Below are 15,461 nucleotides of genomic sequence, written 5' to 3'. Positions count from 1 at the left end.
CGGCCGGGCAGCACGACGACGCCGTGGCGGAAGGCCGTCTGCGCGAAGGAGTCCCCGTCGCCGTGCGGCAGGCGCACCCACAGGGTCGTTCCGCCGGTCACGGGCGGCACGTCCCAGTCCGGCAACTGTCGCGCCAGCTGCGCCCGCAGCTCGTCATGGCGGACCTGACGGTCGGCCGCCGCCTCCCGGCAGTGCTCTTCGAGGTGGCGCCGCCGCTCCGCGAGCAGCGGCGCGCGGCTCTACTCCGGGGCGCCGAAATTCCATACCGCGTGCGCACCCGGGCCGACGACGAGGGCCGACCGGCCGATCCGTTCCTCGTGCCGCTGCTCGACCGGCCGGTTGAGCGCGAACGTGACCTGCCGCAGCCCCGCCTGGCCGAGCGGGACCGCGTCGAACCGGATGCGGGTGCCGCCACGCTGGGCGACGACGCCTCCGTCGGCCGCCTGCCGGACGACGAACCCGCCCGCCCGCAGCAGCGGGACCGTGTTGGCGATGTCCCGCCGGGTGACCGCGAGGCGCACGGACGTCACGTCGCGCATCAGGTGGTCCCGGTAGGCATCGGGCAGATAGCGTTCGCGGCCGACGTCACCGGGGTACCGGGCAGGTCCCGTCCTGCCGCGCGGGTCGGCGAAGTACTCCGGCCGGTACTCCATCGCCCAGGCGGCGAAGACGTCGTACTGGAGCGTGGTGAAGGCTCCGTCGAACCACGGCACCGGGGCGCCGTCGCCGAAGTCCCGCGTCTGCCGGAACTCGACGGGTTCGGCGACCCCCTCCTCCTTCAGCCGCCCGATCACCTTCGCCAGGTCGCCGGCGCGCTCCACGGAGACTCCCGTCCCCGTGGAGCCGAGGGCGCCGCTCTGGCCGGGCAGATCCCCCACCCCGAACAGTTCGAGGTAGGTCTCCCGGCCCCTCAGATAGCGGCCGGTCCAGCTCTCGCCACCGCTGCCCGTGGTGGTACGGACCTCGAAGTCGGCGAAGTCGCGCAGGTACGCCGAGTGTTCGATCGCGTCGGCGGTCGCCCGGTCGAGCACTCCGTAGGCATGGTTGTAGAACAACAACTGCCGGCCCGTCCGCGGCGCGGCCGTCGCGGCACGCGCCGTACCGGCGCTCCCTTCGGCCGCCCCGGTGAGGGCGGCGGTGAGGACCACGGCGAGGGTCACGGCCAGGCGCGACATCCGGCGAAGCAGCATGCGGGCGAGCGTAGGCGGAGGACGACACGGACACTGCCGGTCCGATCAGGACGTCGCAAAAACGATGCTCCCTGAACGCGGCGGCGGCCCCGGCCGTGATCACACGGCAGACGTCACCCCTGCCCGTCCTCCGCCACCTGCCGTGCCCGCTTGTTGCGCGCGCCCACGACCAGCGCCGTGGCCGCCCCGGTCACCGCGAGGGCCACCGGGACCATCCAGCCGCGGTTGACGGAGTGGCCGAGCGCGTGGTCGAGGGAGATCCGGCCGGGCCCGGCGATGCCCAGTCCGATCGTCGTCAGCCCGAGGAAGGCCGGGTGCTCGTAGCCGCCGCTCTGCGCGAAGAACCCGTTCGGGGCGTGGACGGCGGCGGCACCCGCCATCGCGCCCGCCGCGGCCGCGCCGGCGGCGGGGGTGGCCAGCCCCAGCGCCAGCAGGACGCCACCGCCGGCCTCGGTGAGCCCGGCGACCGTGGCGTTGGCCTTGCCCGGCGTGTAGCCGACGGACTCCATGAACTGGCCGGTGCCCTCGATACCGCCTCCGCCGAACCAGCCGAAGAGCTTCTGCGCGCCGTGCGCGGCCAGCACACCGCCGGCCCCCGCACGCAGGAGCAGCAGGCCGAGATCACGTCGGTCGAAACAGGTCACGATGGGCTCCCGGGGCAGCCGGACAGGGACGGTCCCCTCCCGCGTGCCCATCGTCCCTCCCCCGGAGCGCCACGGGCTTGCCCACTCGGCCGTTCGGGTGACGGGTCGCGGAGGGGACCCCGCCCCTCAGCGTGGCCTACTTGACTGCCCGCGCGCGCTCCGGCGTCCGAGTGCCGTCGTCGAGTTCGCGCAGGAACCAGGTGAGGACGAAACCGGCCAGCAGCACGGCTCCGGCGACGAGGAAGACGACGTGGAAACCGTGCGCGAAGGACTCGGTGACCGACTGAGCCAGCCTGGTGTCGATGCCGTGGAGCAGGGACGTGTCGTCCAGGTCGATGCCCGTGCCACGCCCCGATTCGACCATGGCCAGGAAGCGGTGATTGGCGGGGTCCCCGGTGACCGCCGGGTCCGTGAGGAGGCCCGCGAAACGCCCGGAGTGCAGCAGGTCGGCCAGCCGGCCGAGCGCCACCGTGAACAGGACGGAGAACAGGACCGCGATGCCGGTGGAACCGCCGATCTGCCGGCACAGGCCGGACGCGGCGTTCGCCACCCCGAGCTGGCTCTTGGGCGCCGCGTTCTGCATGGCCAGGGTGATGACCGTCTGGGACAGCCCGATGCCGGTGCCCAGCCAGCCGACGATCAGGACGATGCCCCACATCGGCGTCGTGGCGCCGGCCGCGGCGAGGGTCAGCAGCGCTCCGGCCATGGAGCCCAGGCCCACGACGGCGAGCTTCTTGAACCGGCCCGAGGCCGCGATGAGTTTGCCGGACACCATCTGGGAGGCGATGGTGCCCACCATGAAGGGGATGACCACCAGCCCCGCCTCGGTCGGGGCCCGTCCCTGCACCAGTTGGAGGAACAGCGGCAGGGTGGTCACCGTACCGAAGATGCCGACCCCGATCGTGAAGTTGACCGCCGAGCACAGGGCGATGCCGCCCCGCCGGAACAGCCGGAGCGGGAGTACGGCTTCGTCGCCGCGCCGCAGCTCGACGGAGATGAACAGCGCCAGTCCGGCCGCGCCCAGCGCGAAGAGGACGAGGAGACCGGCGCGGTCCAGCCCCAGGACCGGCCCTGTTCGGCCACGATCAGCAGCGGTACCAGGAACAGTGCCAGCGCCGCGGCGCCCAGTACGTCCATCCGGTGTGCGCGGCGCTCGTGCGGCAGGGTGAGGGCTTTGCGTACGGTGACCAGGGCCAGCAGCCCCAGCGGCACATTCAGCAGGAACACCCAGCGCCAGCCGGCCACGCCGAAGACCGCCCCGGCTTCCGCGAAGGCCCCGCCCGCCAGCGGACCGACGACGCTGGCCGCCACCCAGGCCAGCTGAAGGAAGGCGAAGTAGCGCCCGCGTTCCCGTACCGGCGCCAGATCGGCGACGACCGCGGTGGGCAGGGACATCAGCCCGCCGCCGCCCAGCCCCTGGACCGCCCGGTAGAGGGCGAGTTCGGTCATCGACCCGGCCGTACCGCACAGGACCGATCCGATGACGAACACGGCGATCGAGACCAGGTACATCGGCTTGCGCCCGTGGATGTCGGAGAGCTTGCCGTAGAAGGGCATCGCCAGCACGGAGGCGATGAGATACGCGGTCGTCGCCCACGCCTGCTCGGTCTGGCCGTGCAGGTCGTCCGCGACGGTGCGCATCGCGGTGGCGACGACCGTCTGGTCCAGTGCCGCGAGGAAGACGGCCAGCAGCAGCCCCGACATGGCCGTCACCATCTGCCGGTGGGTGAACGTCCCGCCTGCCTGGGCCGCCTCGCCGGCGGTGCCCGGTTGCGCGGATGACACGGTTCCTCACTCTCCAGGCCGGGGGTCACGGCACCGTCCGCGCAGCCCGCACCCTGCCGGCTCGCGGTCGGCGCCCCGGCCGGACGCCGAGCGTAATCACCGGAGCGAGTTTCGACAAGTCCTTGTCGTTCTCTCGGGAGGAGACGATCCGGCAGGCCGGACCAGGAGGCGCGGAACGCCGCGCAAGGCCGGGGATCTACGCTGTGGCCATGGATTCCTCTCCCCCCGACGTGGACGCCCTGGTCGAGGTGACCGCCGAGGTCTTCGCGGTCAACGGCCGCCTGCTGCGCGAAGGGGACTGGCTCTCCGCCCACGCGGGACTGACCTCGGCACGCTGGCAGGTGGCGGGGCTGCTGCTGGACGGGCCGTCGACGGTGGCCCGCCTGGCCCGGGAACGAGGACTGCGGCGCCAGGCGGTCCAGCAGACCGTCGACCGCCTACGGGCCGAAGGCGTCGTGACGACCCGCCCCAACCCGCAGGACCAGCGCAGCCCGCTGGTCGAACTCACCCCGGGCGGACGGCAGGCTCTGGACGATCTGCGCCCCCTGGAACAGCGCTGGCTGGAGCACCTGGCCGGAGACATTCCGCCCGAGGACCTGCACGTCGCCCTCTCGGTGCTGCGCCGACTGCGGGAGAACCTGGACGCCCGGCCGGTGCTGGACGCCCGTCCGGCAGTGGAGCCCGGCTCGGGGCAGCGGCCCTCCTGACTCTGGGGGCACTTCCCTGCCCTCCGGGTGCCTCACTGTCCCGGCCGACGCCCCCACACCCAGTACTCACACCCCGTCAGCACCGAGCACCGCATCAGGAGCCCCCACGTGATTCCCCGCCGCACCCTGCTCACCGCCTCCACCGGCATCACCACACCAGCTGCCGCGACCGCCCCTTCCTCCCCGCGACCCCGGCCCGACGACTTGAAGGCCGATGCCGGCGCGCTCCACCTGGCGCCCGCCCGCGACCAGGTCGCCGCACTGTGCCGACGCGAGATCAGCAGCCGTGACCTCCTGGAGCAGTACCTCCGGCACATCGCGCAGGTCAACCCGCACGTCAACGCCATCGTGACCCTCGACGCCGATGCCGCACGCGCCGCCGCCGACCGGGCCGACCGGCACCTCGCCGAGACCGGCCGGCCCCTCGGGCCGCTGCACGGGCTCCCGATGACGGTCAAGGACGCCCTGGAGACGGAGGGCCTGCGCACGACCAGCGGCTCCCCCGACCTCTCCGGCCACATACCGGACCGGGACGCCGACGCCGTCGCCCTCCTGCGTGCCGCCGGCGCCGTCCTCGTCGGCAAGACGAACGTGCCGGTCATGTGCCAGGACATCCAGACGTCGAACCCCCTCTTCGGGAAGACGGACAACCCGTACGACGCCACCAGGACCGCGGGCGGCTCCTCCGGTGGCTCGGCCGCCGCCGTCGCCACGGGCCTCACCAGCCTCGAAGTCGGCTCCGACCTCGCCGGTTCGCTCCGCCTGCCGGCCGCGTACTGCGGTGTCCACGCGCTGCGGACCTCCCGCGGCACCGCGCCGGTCGTACCCACCCGCGGCCACATCCCCCGCCCGCCCGGCTGGGCCACCAGCAGCGACATGCTCACCCTCGGCCCGATGGCCCGTACGGCCGACGACCTCGGCCTCCTCCTGGACGTACTCGTCGCACCCGCCCCCGCCGACCGGGACGGATGGACGATCACCCTCCCGGCCCCGGCCAAGAGCGAGCCGGCCCAGTACCGCGTCGGCGTCTGGGCGGACGACGCCTACTGCCGCGTCGATGCCGAGACCCGCGCGCTCCTCGGTCAGGTCACCGCGCTGCTGCGCTCCGTCGGCGCGAGCGTCGACGACGCCACCCGGCCCGTCGACTTCGCCGAGAGCAACACGCTGTTCCAGCGGCTCCTGTTCGCGACGGGCTCCGCCACCGCCACGGACAGCGCGTTCGCCGCCGAGGTGGCGGCCGCGGAGAAGATCCCCGCCGACGACCCAGCGGGCCAGTTCCCGCGCTCCCGGACGATGCGGCACCGGGACTGGTGCGTCGCCGACGAGGCACGGCAGCAGCTCCGGGCCGCGTGGGCCGGTTACTTCGCCGACCATGACGTCCTGATCACCCCGGCCGCACCGACGGCGGCCGTGCCCGACCAGACCGGCACCGCGCCGCCGCAGCGTTTCATCACGGTGGACGGCGCGAAGCGCCCTTCTTCGACCAGACCAGCTGGCTCAACCTGGCGAGCCTGGTGGGTCTGCCGTCCCTGGTCGTCCCGGCCGGCCGGACCGCCGACGGGCTGCCGCTGGCCGTCCAGCTCATCGGCCCCTACCTGGCGGACCGCACACTCGTCGCCATGGCACAGCAGCTCGCGGGGCACCTGCCCGGGCCCGGCCGGCCGCCGACCCGGAGGGCATGAGCCGGCTCAGCTCTCCCGCCTTACCAGCCTTACCGGCCTTATGGGAATTTCCCCCTGAACAGCCATTAATGAGCCTTTTCAGTTTGCCCACTGATCGGGTGATGGTGAGGCGGTGCGCAACGCACGAGGCACCTGTGCCGTGAGGGAGGTGTTCGACGTCTCGACTCAACAGCGCAGGTGCCTCGTTGGTTCCTTATCCTGCCGCACTCGACTTGCCGCACGCCGTGGTCGAGTGGGTCACGATGCTCATCGTCACCCGCGAAGGTGACCGCCGGTGCAAGCTCCCGCCGCACCAGCGTGCCCTGATCGGTCTGGTGTACCTGCGCCGCCACGACACGCTTGCCCAGCTCTCGGCCGGTTTCGGCATCTCCGTCGGGACCGCTCACGCCTACGTCGGCGCCGTCATCACTCTGCTCGCCGTCCGTGCGCCGGGCCTGCTCAAGGTCCTGCGGGAGAGCGATCCCGGCTTCGCCCTGCTCGACGGGACTCTTGTCGAGTGCGACCGCGTCGGCGACGGCCAGGCGGACTACTCGGCCAGGCACCGGCGTCACGGAGTGAACGTGCAGGTGGTCACGGATCCGGCGGGACGGCTGCTGTGGCTCTCGCCCGCTCTGCCGGGCCGAACCCATGACCTCACCGCCGCCCGCACCCACCGGATCATCAGGATCTGCGGACGCCAGGGCGTCCCACTCGTGGCCGACCTCGCCTACCAAGGAGCCGGCCCCTGGCTGACCACGGCGGTCAAACGACGACCCCGCCAAGAGCTCACCCTGACCCAGAAGACCGTCAATCACGCGCTCGCCCGCACAAGAGTCCCGGTCGAGCGTGGTGTCGCCCGGCTGAAGACCTGGAGGATCTTCCGTCACGCCCGCTGCAGCCCGAATCGAATGACGTCAATCGCCAGGGCTGTCCTCACCCTGGAGCGGCAACGCTGAAAAGGCTCAATGTTGCCCGCCACGGCAAGAGTTCCTGTGTGACCGAAGAAGGCGTGGCGAGAAGTGGTTCCACCGTCGAAAAAGACCCTCGTCACCGCCGCGGCCGTGGGCGGAACCGCCCTCGCCGCGGCCGGAGTTCTCGCCTTTTCGTTCCTCACCGCACCACCGGACATCGCGAGCGCGCCGAACGCGAGCCACCCCCTCTGCGGTGACCTCGCCCGGCACTACCCGCCCCAGCTCCTGAGAGAGGGCCGAACCGAGGCGAAAGGGGACGGAGTTGCGGTCTGGGGAGATTCGACCGTCGTTCTTCGCTGCGGCATGAAATCCCCCGGGCCGACCACCGACTTGTGCCTCAACGTGAACGGGGTGGACTGGGTCTTGCGGAGCGCCGCATCGGGCGAGAGCAAGAAGACGCTCATCACCTACGGACGCGACCCCGCCGTCGAAGTGACCGTGGCGGCGGAGGCGGCGACTTCGGCGGGGGACACACTGGTCGGCCTCGGTGACACGGTGAAGGCGATCCCGCAGACATCCAAGTGCATTTAGGCGGCGATCCCGCAGACGACGTCCGCTGCATCCAGCGACGCAGGCGGCGGGTCGGCCGACTCCCCCAGCCACCGCCCAGCGGGACGGAAGCGCCGTCGGTACGCCGCGAACACTTGCCTAAAAGCTTTAGGCAAGTGCATACTCCATTAGGCAAAAGCTCGATTGGTTTAGCTGAATGGGAGGAAGGCCATGGCGCCACGCGTAGGGCTCACCCCCGAGCGGCTGACCCAGGCGGGGGCGGAGCTGGCCGACGAGGCCGGTTTCGAGGAGGTGACCGTCTCGGCGCTCGCCAGGCGGTTCGGCGTCAAGGTCGCGAGCCTGTACTCGCACGTGAAGAACTCGCACGACCTCAAGACCCGGATCGCCCTGCTCGCCCTGGAGGAACTCGCCGACCGGGGCGCCGCCGCACTGGCCGGGCGGGCGGGCAAGGACGCCCTGGCCGCGCTGGCCAACGTCTACCGCGACTACGCACGCGAGCACCCCGGCCGGTACGCGGCGGCGCAGCTGCGGCTCGACCCGGCGACGGCCGCTGCCAGCGCCGGTGTCCGGCACTCCCGGATGACGCGGGCGATCCTGCGCGGATACGACCTGACGGAGCCGGACCAGACACACGCGGTCCGGCTGCTGGGCAGCGTCTTCCACGGCTACGTCAGCCTGGAGCTGGGAGGCGGGTTCAGCCACAGCGCCCCCGACTCGGACGAGACCTGGACCCGGGTCCTGGACGCCCTCGACGCCCTGCTGCGGAACTGGCCCGCGCCACGACTGCCCTGACGAAACACGACGCGACACACGGACACACGGACGCACAGACACATGGGCCGTACGGACCGCCCGGAACACCCGCGTCACTCGCCGCCCCCGAAAACTTCGATCAACAGGTTGAGGCCATGCACACCGACGACAACTGGACCAGCACCCCCATCACCGCGGACCTCCTCCGCGGCGCCCTGGACGTGGAGCACACCGAGCAGGGCGTGCTGCCGCACCGGCTGCCCGCCTGGGCCCGCGCGCAGAACAACGACGGGCAACTGGCCATGGCCGAGTCCCAGCCCTCCGGCGTACGGCTGGCCTTCCGTACCCGAGCCACCGTCGTCGAACTGGACACCCGGCCCACCAAGCGGGTCTACACGGGCGTCCCGCCCCGTCCGGACGGCGTGTACGAACTGCTCGTCGACGGCCGTCCGGCCGGGCGCGCGAGTGTCGCGGGCGGCAACACGCTGACCATCGACATGGCCGCCGGTACCGCCGAACACCGGCCCGGCCCGGCCGGCACCCTGCGCTTCGACGGCCTGTCCGGCGAGCTCAAGGACGTCGAGATCTGGCTGCCGCACAACGAGACGACCGAACTCCTCACCCTGCGCGCCGACGCCCCCGTCGAGCCCGCGCCGGACCGGGGCCGCAAGGTGTGGCTGCACCACGGCAGTTCGATCAGCCACGGTTCCGACGCCGCCGGACCGACCACGACCTGGCCCGCGCTGGCCGCCTCCCTGGGCGGCGTGGAACTCGTCAACCTGGGGCTGGCCGGTGCCGCGCTGCTCGACCCGTTCACCGCCCGTACACTGCGGGACACCCCCGCCGACCTGATCAGCGTCAAGATCGGCATCAACGTGGTCAACGCCGACCTGATGCGGCTGCGCGCCTTCGGGCCCGCCGTCCACGGGTTCCTCGACACCATCCGCGAGGGCCACCCGACCACCCCGCTGCTGGTCGTCTCCCCCATCCTGTGCCCGATCCACGAGGACACCCCCGGGCCCAGCGCCCCGGACTTCTCCTCGATGAGCACCGGGCAGCTGCGCTTCCGGGCCACCGGCGACCCGGCGGAACGCGCGGCCGGGAAGCTGACTCTGAACGTCATCCGGGAGGAACTGGCCCGGATCGTGGCGCAGCGCGCGGCCGAGGACCCGCATCTGCACCACCTCGACGGCCGCGAGCTGTACGGCGAGGCGGACTTCGCCGAGCTGCCGCTCCCCGACGACCTGCACCCGGACGCCGCCGCCCACCGCCGGATCGGCGAACGCTTCGCCAAGCTGGCCTTCACCGATGGCGGCGCCTTCGCGGACGGGAACGGCGGCGCCTGACGCCCGGACCTACTGCCCGTGGGCGGCGAACATGTCGAGCAGGCGTTCCAGGCCCCGGGCGTCGAACATCGTCTCCAGATTGGCCGCGGACTCCGCGGCCGACGCCTCGCTGCGGGGGAACAGCGCCTCCTCGTAGGCGGCGAGGGCGGCATCGGTGTCGCCGGGGTGGGCGGCGACCGCCCGGCCGAGTTCGGCACCGTCGAACATGGCCAGGTTGGCGCCCTCACCGGCGAACGGGGACATGAGGTGGGCGGCGTCGCCGAGCAGGGTGACGCCGGGCACGCGGTCCCAGCGGTGGCCGACGGGCAGGGCGTGGATGTGCCGCGGGACGAGCAAGCCGTCGGCGTCGGCGATCAGTGCCCGCAGACCGTCGTCCCAGCCCTCGAAGTGGGTGAGCACGGCCTTCTTGGCGGTGTCGGAGGTGAAATCGACGGTGCCGAGCCAGTCCGGGCCGGTCTTGAGCGCCGTGTAGATGTGCAGGCTGCCGTCGGATTCGCGGTGGGCGAGGATGCCCTTCTCGTCCCCGAGGCAGAAGAAGGAGCCGCCGCCGACGAGTGCGGCGCTGTCCGGGTGGCGGGCGTCGGCGTCCAGCAGGTCCGACTCGACGAAGGAGATCCCGGTGTAGGCGGGGGCGGCCTGCGAGACCAACGGCCGGATCTTCGACCAGGCGCCGTCGCCGCCGACGAGGAGGTCGGTGGTGAAGGCGGTGCCGTCGGCGAGGGTCACCTCGTGGCGGCCGCCGCCCAGCGGGCTTGCGCCGGTGACCTTGCTCCCCCAGCGGACGGTGCCCTCGGGCAGGGAGTCCAGCAACAGGTCGCGCAGCTGGCCGCGGTCCACCTCGGGGCGGGTGCCGCCGCCCGCGTCCCCCTCTTCCAAGCGGACGGTGCCCTGGGGATCGACGACGCGCGTGGCCTCGCCTCCCGGGTGGACGAGGGTTCGGAAACGATCGTGCAGGCCGGCGGCGTGCAGGGCCGCCTGGCCGGTGTCGTCGTGGATGTCGAGCATCCCGCCCTGCGTACGGGCGTGCCGGCCGGCTTCCAGTTCGTAGATCGCCGCGTCGATGCCGTGTACGTGCAGGACGCGGGCGAGCGTCAGGCCGCCGAGGCCCGCTCCGACGATCGCGACGGGGTGGTGGGCGGGGGTGCCGGTCATGGTGGTCTTACCTTTCAGTCGTGGGTCTGATCTGGTCATTCGTAAGATCGGAGGGCCCAGGGGCTCCGGGTATGGCTGTCATGTTGGTGCCGCTCGACGGCTTGAGAGACATGGCCGCCCGGAGCCCCGCGACGACTCGACCGCCAATTGGGATTTGCGACGTTGATCGCTGCTGTAAGACCACGCCGGCGAGGTCGTCTGCGGGAATCGATGACGACCACGAAGCGGCGGAGGTGACCCGTGCCCCAGATCTGGGCCGGGGTGGACATCGGCAAGACGCACCACCACGCGGTGGTGATCGACGCGGAAGGCAAACGGCTGCTGTCCCGCCGCGTATCCAACGACGAAACCGAGCTGCTGACGCTGATCGGAGACGTCCTGGAGATATCCAGCGACGTGCTGTGGGCCATCGACCTCAACCGAGGCGGTGCCGCACTGCTGATTGGCCTGCTGCTCAACCACGACCAGCCCGTCGCCTACCTCACCGGGTTCGCCGTTCATCGAGCGTCGGGCACCTACCGGGGCGAGGGAAAGACGGACGCGAAGGACGCCTTCGTCATCGCCGACCAGGCCCGCGTCCGCCGCGATGTCGGGCTGCTGCGACCCGGCGACGACATCGCCGTCGACCTGCGCATCCTCACGTCCAGGCGACTGGATGTGGTCTTCGACCGAACCCGGCAGATCAACCGCCTGCGAGCCCAACTGCTGGAGATCTTCCCCGCCCTGGAGAGGTCGCTGGACCTCACCAACCACGGCCCGGTCATGCTGCTGACCGGATACCAGGCCCCCGCCGCCATCCGCCGCACAGGCGCCAAGCGGATCGAAACGTGGCTGAAGAACCGCAAGGTCCGCGGCGCCGCCACACTCGCCAAGACGGCCGTGGAGGCGGCCGAAGCCCAGCACACGGCGCTGCCTGGTGAGAGGCTGGCTGCCGCCATGGTCCTCCGGCTGGCGAAGGGGGTGATGGCTCTCGATGAGGAGATCGCCGAGCTTGACGCTCTCATCGAGGCGCGGTTTCGCGAGCATCCACACGCCGAGGTGATCACCAGCCTGCCCGGCATGGGCCCTCGTCTCGGTGCCGAGTTCATTGCCGCCACCGGCGGCGACATGGCCTCTTTCGGGACCGCGGACCGCCTGGCCGGCTTCGCCGGCCTGGCCCCTCAACCCCGCGACTCCGGCCGCGTCAGTGGCAACCTGCGCCGGCCTCGGCGCTATCACCGCGGGCTCCTGCGGAGCATGTATCTGGCTGCCCAGGTGAGTTTGCGGTGCTGTCCAGCATCGCGTGCGTTCTACGACCGCAAGAGGAGCGAGGGCAAGGCGCACAAGCAAGCGGTGCTGGCCCTCGCGCGCCGGAGACTGAACGTTTTGTGGGCCATACTCCGTGACGGAGTGTGCTACCAAGCCACACCACCTGTCACGGCAGCGGCTTGACTTCACCATTGGGATGTCTCTCCGTTCCGTGGCGACGCGGCCGGTGCGGCGGCGTACGCGAGGCGGGCCTGTGCTCGGGCGAGGCGGGTTTGCGCTGGGCAAGGCGGGTCTGCGCTCGGGCGAAGCGGGTCTGCGCTCGGGCGAAGCGGCTCAGAACTGGCGGGGAGTGGTCTCCGTGCCGTTGATGACGGCGCGGAAGATCCAGGCCAGCCGCTGTTCGGGGCTGCCCGAGAACAGGTCGTCGCCGATGGCGGCGATCCGCGGGTGGGTGGCGGAAGCGGCCTGCCGCAGCACGCGCACAAGCGCCTCGTGCTCGTCCTCGGCGGCAGCGGCACGGTCGCGGGTGGACTGTTCGGCGGCGGTGGCCGTGGCCACCTGGAGCAGTACGTCCACACCCCAGGCGGCTTGCGCGTCAGGGACCCCGCCCTCGTGCAGCAGGGCGAGGATCGACTCGACCAGGGCCAGGTAGTTCGGCCCGCAAGGGCGGGCCACCAGCGCGGAGTGCGCCAGGCCGGGGTACTGGAAGAGGGTGTGCGTGCAGGAGCCGAGGAGGGTCACCAGCCGTTCACGCCAGTCACCCGGCGCACGGACCGGAGAGAGGTCGACCTCGCCGAGGAGGTTTTCCAGGATCGCGGCGTGCAGCTCGGCCGTGTTGGCCACGTACACGTACAGCGAGGCGGGCCCGGTGTCGAGCTGCTGGGCCAGGCGGCGCATCGTCACCCGTTGCAGCCCTTCGGACCGCATCAGGGCGACGGCGGTCTCGACGATGCCCTCGTAGGTGAGGGCGGGTTTGGCGGGGCGCTCGCGGCGGCTGCGGGAGACAGGGGCGCGTGCCGGGCTCTGCTCAGGGGGCGCGGGGTCACTTCACCACCGTAACGAACACGTTCGTCACGAACAAGTTCGTCACGGTGGTGACGCGCCACGGTGGAGCCGGTGCGTCACGGCGCGGCCGGCGCCCCTCCGGTCGGACCGGACGGTCAGAGAGTGCCCAGGAAGCCGCCGACGATCTCGTTGAACTCGTCCGGGCGCTCCATGTTGGGGTAGTGGGCCGTCCCGTCGACGGAGACCGCACGGCCGTTCTTGACGGCGCCGACGAGACGCTCGGCCATGCCGATGTTGTCGGGTGAGTCGATGCCGCCGTTGACGGCGAGCACGGGGACCTCGATACCGGCGGCCCGCTCCCACGTGTCGCGGACCGGCAGGATCGGACTGGACTCGCCGCTGCTGTGCTTGGCGAGGGTGCCCTTGTTCATGTCGCGGAGTTCGTCCATGACCTTGGGGTCGACATCGTCGGCACCACGGTGCGGGCCCGCGGCGAGGAGAATGAACGCCTCCACGGACGCGTCCAGGTCACCCGAAGCCATCGCCGCGTGCCAGGCGCCCATGGTCCGGGTGGTCCAGGGGTCGGAGTAGTACGGCTCACTGGTGCCGGCGCCGCTGACGACCAGGCCGCTGACCAGCTCCGGATACTCCAGCGCGGTGTCGACGGCGGTGGCCGCCCCCATGGAGAGGCCCACCAGGATCACCGGGCCGGTACCCAGGTGGCGCAGCAGCCCGGCGACGTCGTCGGCGGGCCGGAACGGCCCGGTCGCGTTGGCGGAGCGGCCGTGGCCGCGGGCGTCCGGGGCGATGACGCGGTACTTCGCGGCGAAGGCGGGGACCTGACGGTCCCACATGCGGTGATCGAGGAAGCCGCCATGGAGCAGGACGAGCGGGCGGCCACTGCCGGTGTCGAGCCAGAACAGATCATCCATGACAACCAAGGTGTCATAGTCTCACCCACATGACAACTGGGTTGTCACCTCTCCCCGCGGGCCGCACGGACGGGCAGTTGGGCGGCCGCCTCAGTTCACGTCCACGTCGTCCAGGGAGTGCAGGAGGCGGGAGAGGACCCGGATGCAGGCGGTGATCTCGTCATCCGTGAGGCCGGAACCGGCCTGGCGCAGCGCCGTCCGTTCACGGTCGATCACGGCGGTGATGGCGGCCCGGCCCGTGTCGGTGAGGGCGATGAGCGAGGATTTCTTGTGCGCCGGGTTGGGGTGGAACTCGACCAGCCCGAGCCCCGCGGCGTCATTGGTCATCCGCTGCACGAACTGACGGCTCAACGCCTGGGCCCGGCCCATCTGCGGCACGGTCATGGGCCCGTGTTCACGGAGCATGTTGAGGACCGCACGCACCCCCACCGACAGCCCTTCGAGGGGCGCGTCCTGCTCCACCTTGCGCTGGGCACGCCGGTACAGCGGCCCCACCAGGTTGAAGATCTCCACGAACCGGTCGCCCGGCTCCTCGGTCGCCTGCGTGCCGTTCTCCTCGCTCACTCCCCCATCATGACACCGTGGTTGCCATGTCGTGAATCATGGTGCGGCTGATCGGCTCCGCCGGTTAGGTTGACGGATGTGAGCGATGCGTCGTCCGAATTCCGTACGCTGCTGCCCGCCGACGGTGGCGGATGGGAACCCGTCACGGACGGGGAGTCCGCGGCCAGTGTCTTCCGGTCCGCCGACGGAAAGCGGTACGCCAAGTGCGTCCCCGCCGGTCAGACGGCCTCGTTGGAGACGGAGCGGGACCGCGCCGACTGGCTCGGCACGCAGGACGTGCCCGGTCCGCGCGTCCTCGACTGGCGCGTGAGCGCCGACGGTGCCGCCCTGGTGACCACCACCGTCGAAGGCGTGCCCGCCGACCGCGTACCGGCTGCGGCGCTCCGGGCGGCGTGGGGGCCGATCGCGGACGCCGTACGCCAACTGCACAGCCTGCCCGCGTCGCAGTGCCCGTACACGCGTGATCTCACCCTGATGTACGCGACGGCCCGCGACGTCGTGGCCCGGGGCGCGGTCAACCCGGAGTTCCTCCCCGTCGCCCAGCAGCGGACGGCTCCCGACGCACTGCTGGCGCGCCTCACTCCGCAGCTCACGCGGCGCCTGGCGCAGGAGGCCGCGGAGACCGTCGTCTGCCACGGGGACCTGTGCCTGCCCAACATCGTGCTCGATCCGGACACCCTGACCGTGTCGGGCTTCATCGACCTCGGCCGCCTCGGCCGGGCCGATCCGTACGCCGATCTCGCGCTCCTCTTCGCCACCGCCCGGGAGACGTGGGGCGACGACGCGCAGGCGGCCGCGGCGGAGGAGGCGTTCGCCACGCGGTACGGGATCGCGCTCGACCGTGCCCGGGAGCGCTTCTACCTGCGTCTCGACCCCCTCACCTGGGGATGAGGGGCACGACACCGTGATGCTCACCCGTAACTCCCGTCCCAGCACAACCATGTGCCTCTCCAGGAGTCACCTAGGCGTACGCGCCTGACACCTCAGGTGACA

16 protein-coding genes and 1 pseudogene are annotated in these 15,461 nt (G+C 71.6%); 9 read left to right on the top strand and 8 right to left on the bottom strand.

The window, feature by feature from the left end:
• Positions 1–239: 239 nt before the first annotated feature.
• The 4 genes from ACEXOX_RS41405 to ACEXOX_RS41390 all read right to left on the bottom strand — a co-directional run bounded on the left by ACEXOX_RS41405 (position 240) and on the right by ACEXOX_RS41390 (position 3,619).
• Positions 240–1,190, bottom strand: a complete 951-nt coding sequence (locus tag ACEXOX_RS41405) for a DUF5829 family protein (protein ID WP_406525813.1) — start codon at positions 1,188–1,190, stop codon at positions 240–242.
• A gap of 113 nt (positions 1,191–1,303) precedes the next feature.
• Complete coding sequence (locus tag ACEXOX_RS41400) at positions 1,304–1,834, bottom strand: DoxX family protein (protein WP_406525812.1); 531 nt, start codon at positions 1,832–1,834, stop codon at positions 1,304–1,306.
• 136 nt (positions 1,835–1,970) lie between these two features.
• The gene (locus ACEXOX_RS41395; protein WP_406526640.1) at positions 1,971–2,783 is read right to left on the bottom strand and encodes an MFS transporter; all 813 of its coding nucleotides are present in this window, start codon (positions 2,781–2,783) and stop codon (positions 1,971–1,973) included.
• Positions 2,708–3,619, bottom strand: a complete 912-nt coding sequence (locus ACEXOX_RS41390) for an MFS transporter (RefSeq protein WP_406525811.1) — start codon at positions 3,617–3,619, stop codon at positions 2,708–2,710. The genes ACEXOX_RS41395 and ACEXOX_RS41390 overlap by 76 nt, the downstream gene beginning before the upstream one ends.
• A 209-nt stretch (positions 3,620–3,828) precedes the next feature.
• Here ACEXOX_RS41390 and ACEXOX_RS41385 point away from each other — a divergent pair, with 209 nt between their 5' ends.
• From ACEXOX_RS41385 to ACEXOX_RS41355, 7 genes and pseudogenes are all read left to right on the top strand, one after another.
• A complete protein-coding gene (locus tag ACEXOX_RS41385; RefSeq protein ID WP_406525810.1) occupies positions 3,829–4,326 on the top strand; it encodes a MarR family winged helix-turn-helix transcriptional regulator in 498 nt (165 codons plus the stop codon).
• 27 nt (positions 4,327–4,353) lie between these two features.
• Positions 4,354–5,691, top strand: a pseudogene (locus ACEXOX_RS41380) (amidase family protein); the annotation flags it as partial.
• 149 nt (positions 5,692–5,840) lie between these two features.
• Positions 5,841–6,008, top strand: a complete 168-nt coding sequence (locus tag ACEXOX_RS41375; protein WP_406526639.1) for a hypothetical protein — start codon at positions 5,841–5,843, stop codon at positions 6,006–6,008.
• 185 nt (positions 6,009–6,193) lie between these two features.
• On the top strand, positions 6,194–6,943 hold the full coding sequence (locus ACEXOX_RS41370; RefSeq protein ID WP_406518867.1) for a transposase family protein: 750 nt from the start codon (positions 6,194–6,196) through the stop codon (positions 6,941–6,943).
• A gap of 63 nt (positions 6,944–7,006) precedes the next feature.
• Positions 7,007–7,489: a DUF3515 family protein gene (locus ACEXOX_RS41365; RefSeq protein ID WP_406525809.1), complete on the top strand. Its 483-nt coding sequence runs from the start codon at positions 7,007–7,009 to the stop codon at positions 7,487–7,489.
• Positions 7,490–7,678: 189 nt separating this feature from the next.
• Positions 7,679–8,260: a TetR/AcrR family transcriptional regulator gene (locus ACEXOX_RS41360; protein ID WP_406525808.1), complete on the top strand. Its 582-nt coding sequence runs from the start codon at positions 7,679–7,681 to the stop codon at positions 8,258–8,260.
• Positions 8,261–8,376: 116 nt separating this feature from the next.
• Complete coding sequence (locus tag ACEXOX_RS41355; protein WP_406525807.1) at positions 8,377–9,567, top strand: GDSL-type esterase/lipase family protein; 1,191 nt, start codon at positions 8,377–8,379, stop codon at positions 9,565–9,567.
• A 9-nt stretch (positions 9,568–9,576) separates the two neighbouring features.
• On the opposite strand, the gene ACEXOX_RS41350 is transcribed toward ACEXOX_RS41355, so the two are convergent.
• Complete coding sequence (locus ACEXOX_RS41350) at positions 9,577–10,719, bottom strand: FAD-dependent oxidoreductase (protein ID WP_406525806.1); 1,143 nt, start codon at positions 10,717–10,719, stop codon at positions 9,577–9,579.
• A 240-nt stretch (positions 10,720–10,959) separates the two neighbouring features.
• Here ACEXOX_RS41350 and ACEXOX_RS41345 point away from each other — a divergent pair, with 240 nt between their 5' ends.
• Complete coding sequence (locus ACEXOX_RS41345) at positions 10,960–12,150, top strand: IS110 family transposase (protein WP_406518466.1); 1,191 nt, start codon at positions 10,960–10,962, stop codon at positions 12,148–12,150.
• Positions 12,151–12,300: 150 nt separating this feature from the next.
• Here the strand turns inward: ACEXOX_RS41345 and ACEXOX_RS41340 are convergent, their stop codons facing one another.
• The 3 genes from ACEXOX_RS41340 to ACEXOX_RS41330 all read right to left on the bottom strand — a co-directional run bounded on the left by ACEXOX_RS41340 (position 12,301) and on the right by ACEXOX_RS41330 (position 14,468).
• Entirely contained in the window at positions 12,301–12,918 is a 618-nt protein-coding gene (locus tag ACEXOX_RS41340; RefSeq protein WP_406526638.1) for a TetR/AcrR family transcriptional regulator, read from the bottom strand.
• Positions 12,919–13,127: 209 nt separating this feature from the next.
• Positions 13,128–13,904, bottom strand: coding sequence for an alpha/beta fold hydrolase (locus tag ACEXOX_RS41335; RefSeq protein WP_406525805.1), 777 nt, complete (start codon positions 13,902–13,904; stop codon positions 13,128–13,130).
• A 90-nt stretch (positions 13,905–13,994) separates the two neighbouring features.
• Entirely contained in the window at positions 13,995–14,468 is a 474-nt protein-coding gene (locus tag ACEXOX_RS41330; protein ID WP_406525804.1) for a MarR family winged helix-turn-helix transcriptional regulator, read from the bottom strand.
• A 78-nt stretch (positions 14,469–14,546) separates the two neighbouring features.
• Between ACEXOX_RS41330 and ACEXOX_RS41325 the strand changes: the two genes are divergently transcribed.
• Positions 14,547–15,359, top strand: coding sequence for an APH(3'') family aminoglycoside O-phosphotransferase (locus ACEXOX_RS41325; protein WP_406525803.1), 813 nt, complete (start codon positions 14,547–14,549; stop codon positions 15,357–15,359).
• Positions 15,360–15,461 lie beyond the last annotated feature (102 nt).

Origin of the sequence: Streptomyces sp. Ac-502, assembly GCF_045222935.1 — a bacterium.
Lineage (GTDB): Bacteria > Actinomycetota > Actinomycetes > Streptomycetales > Streptomycetaceae > Streptomyces > Streptomyces monomycini.
The sequence above is the reverse complement of the archived record's forward strand: the minus strand, read 5'-3'. Positions and strand labels throughout refer to the sequence as shown.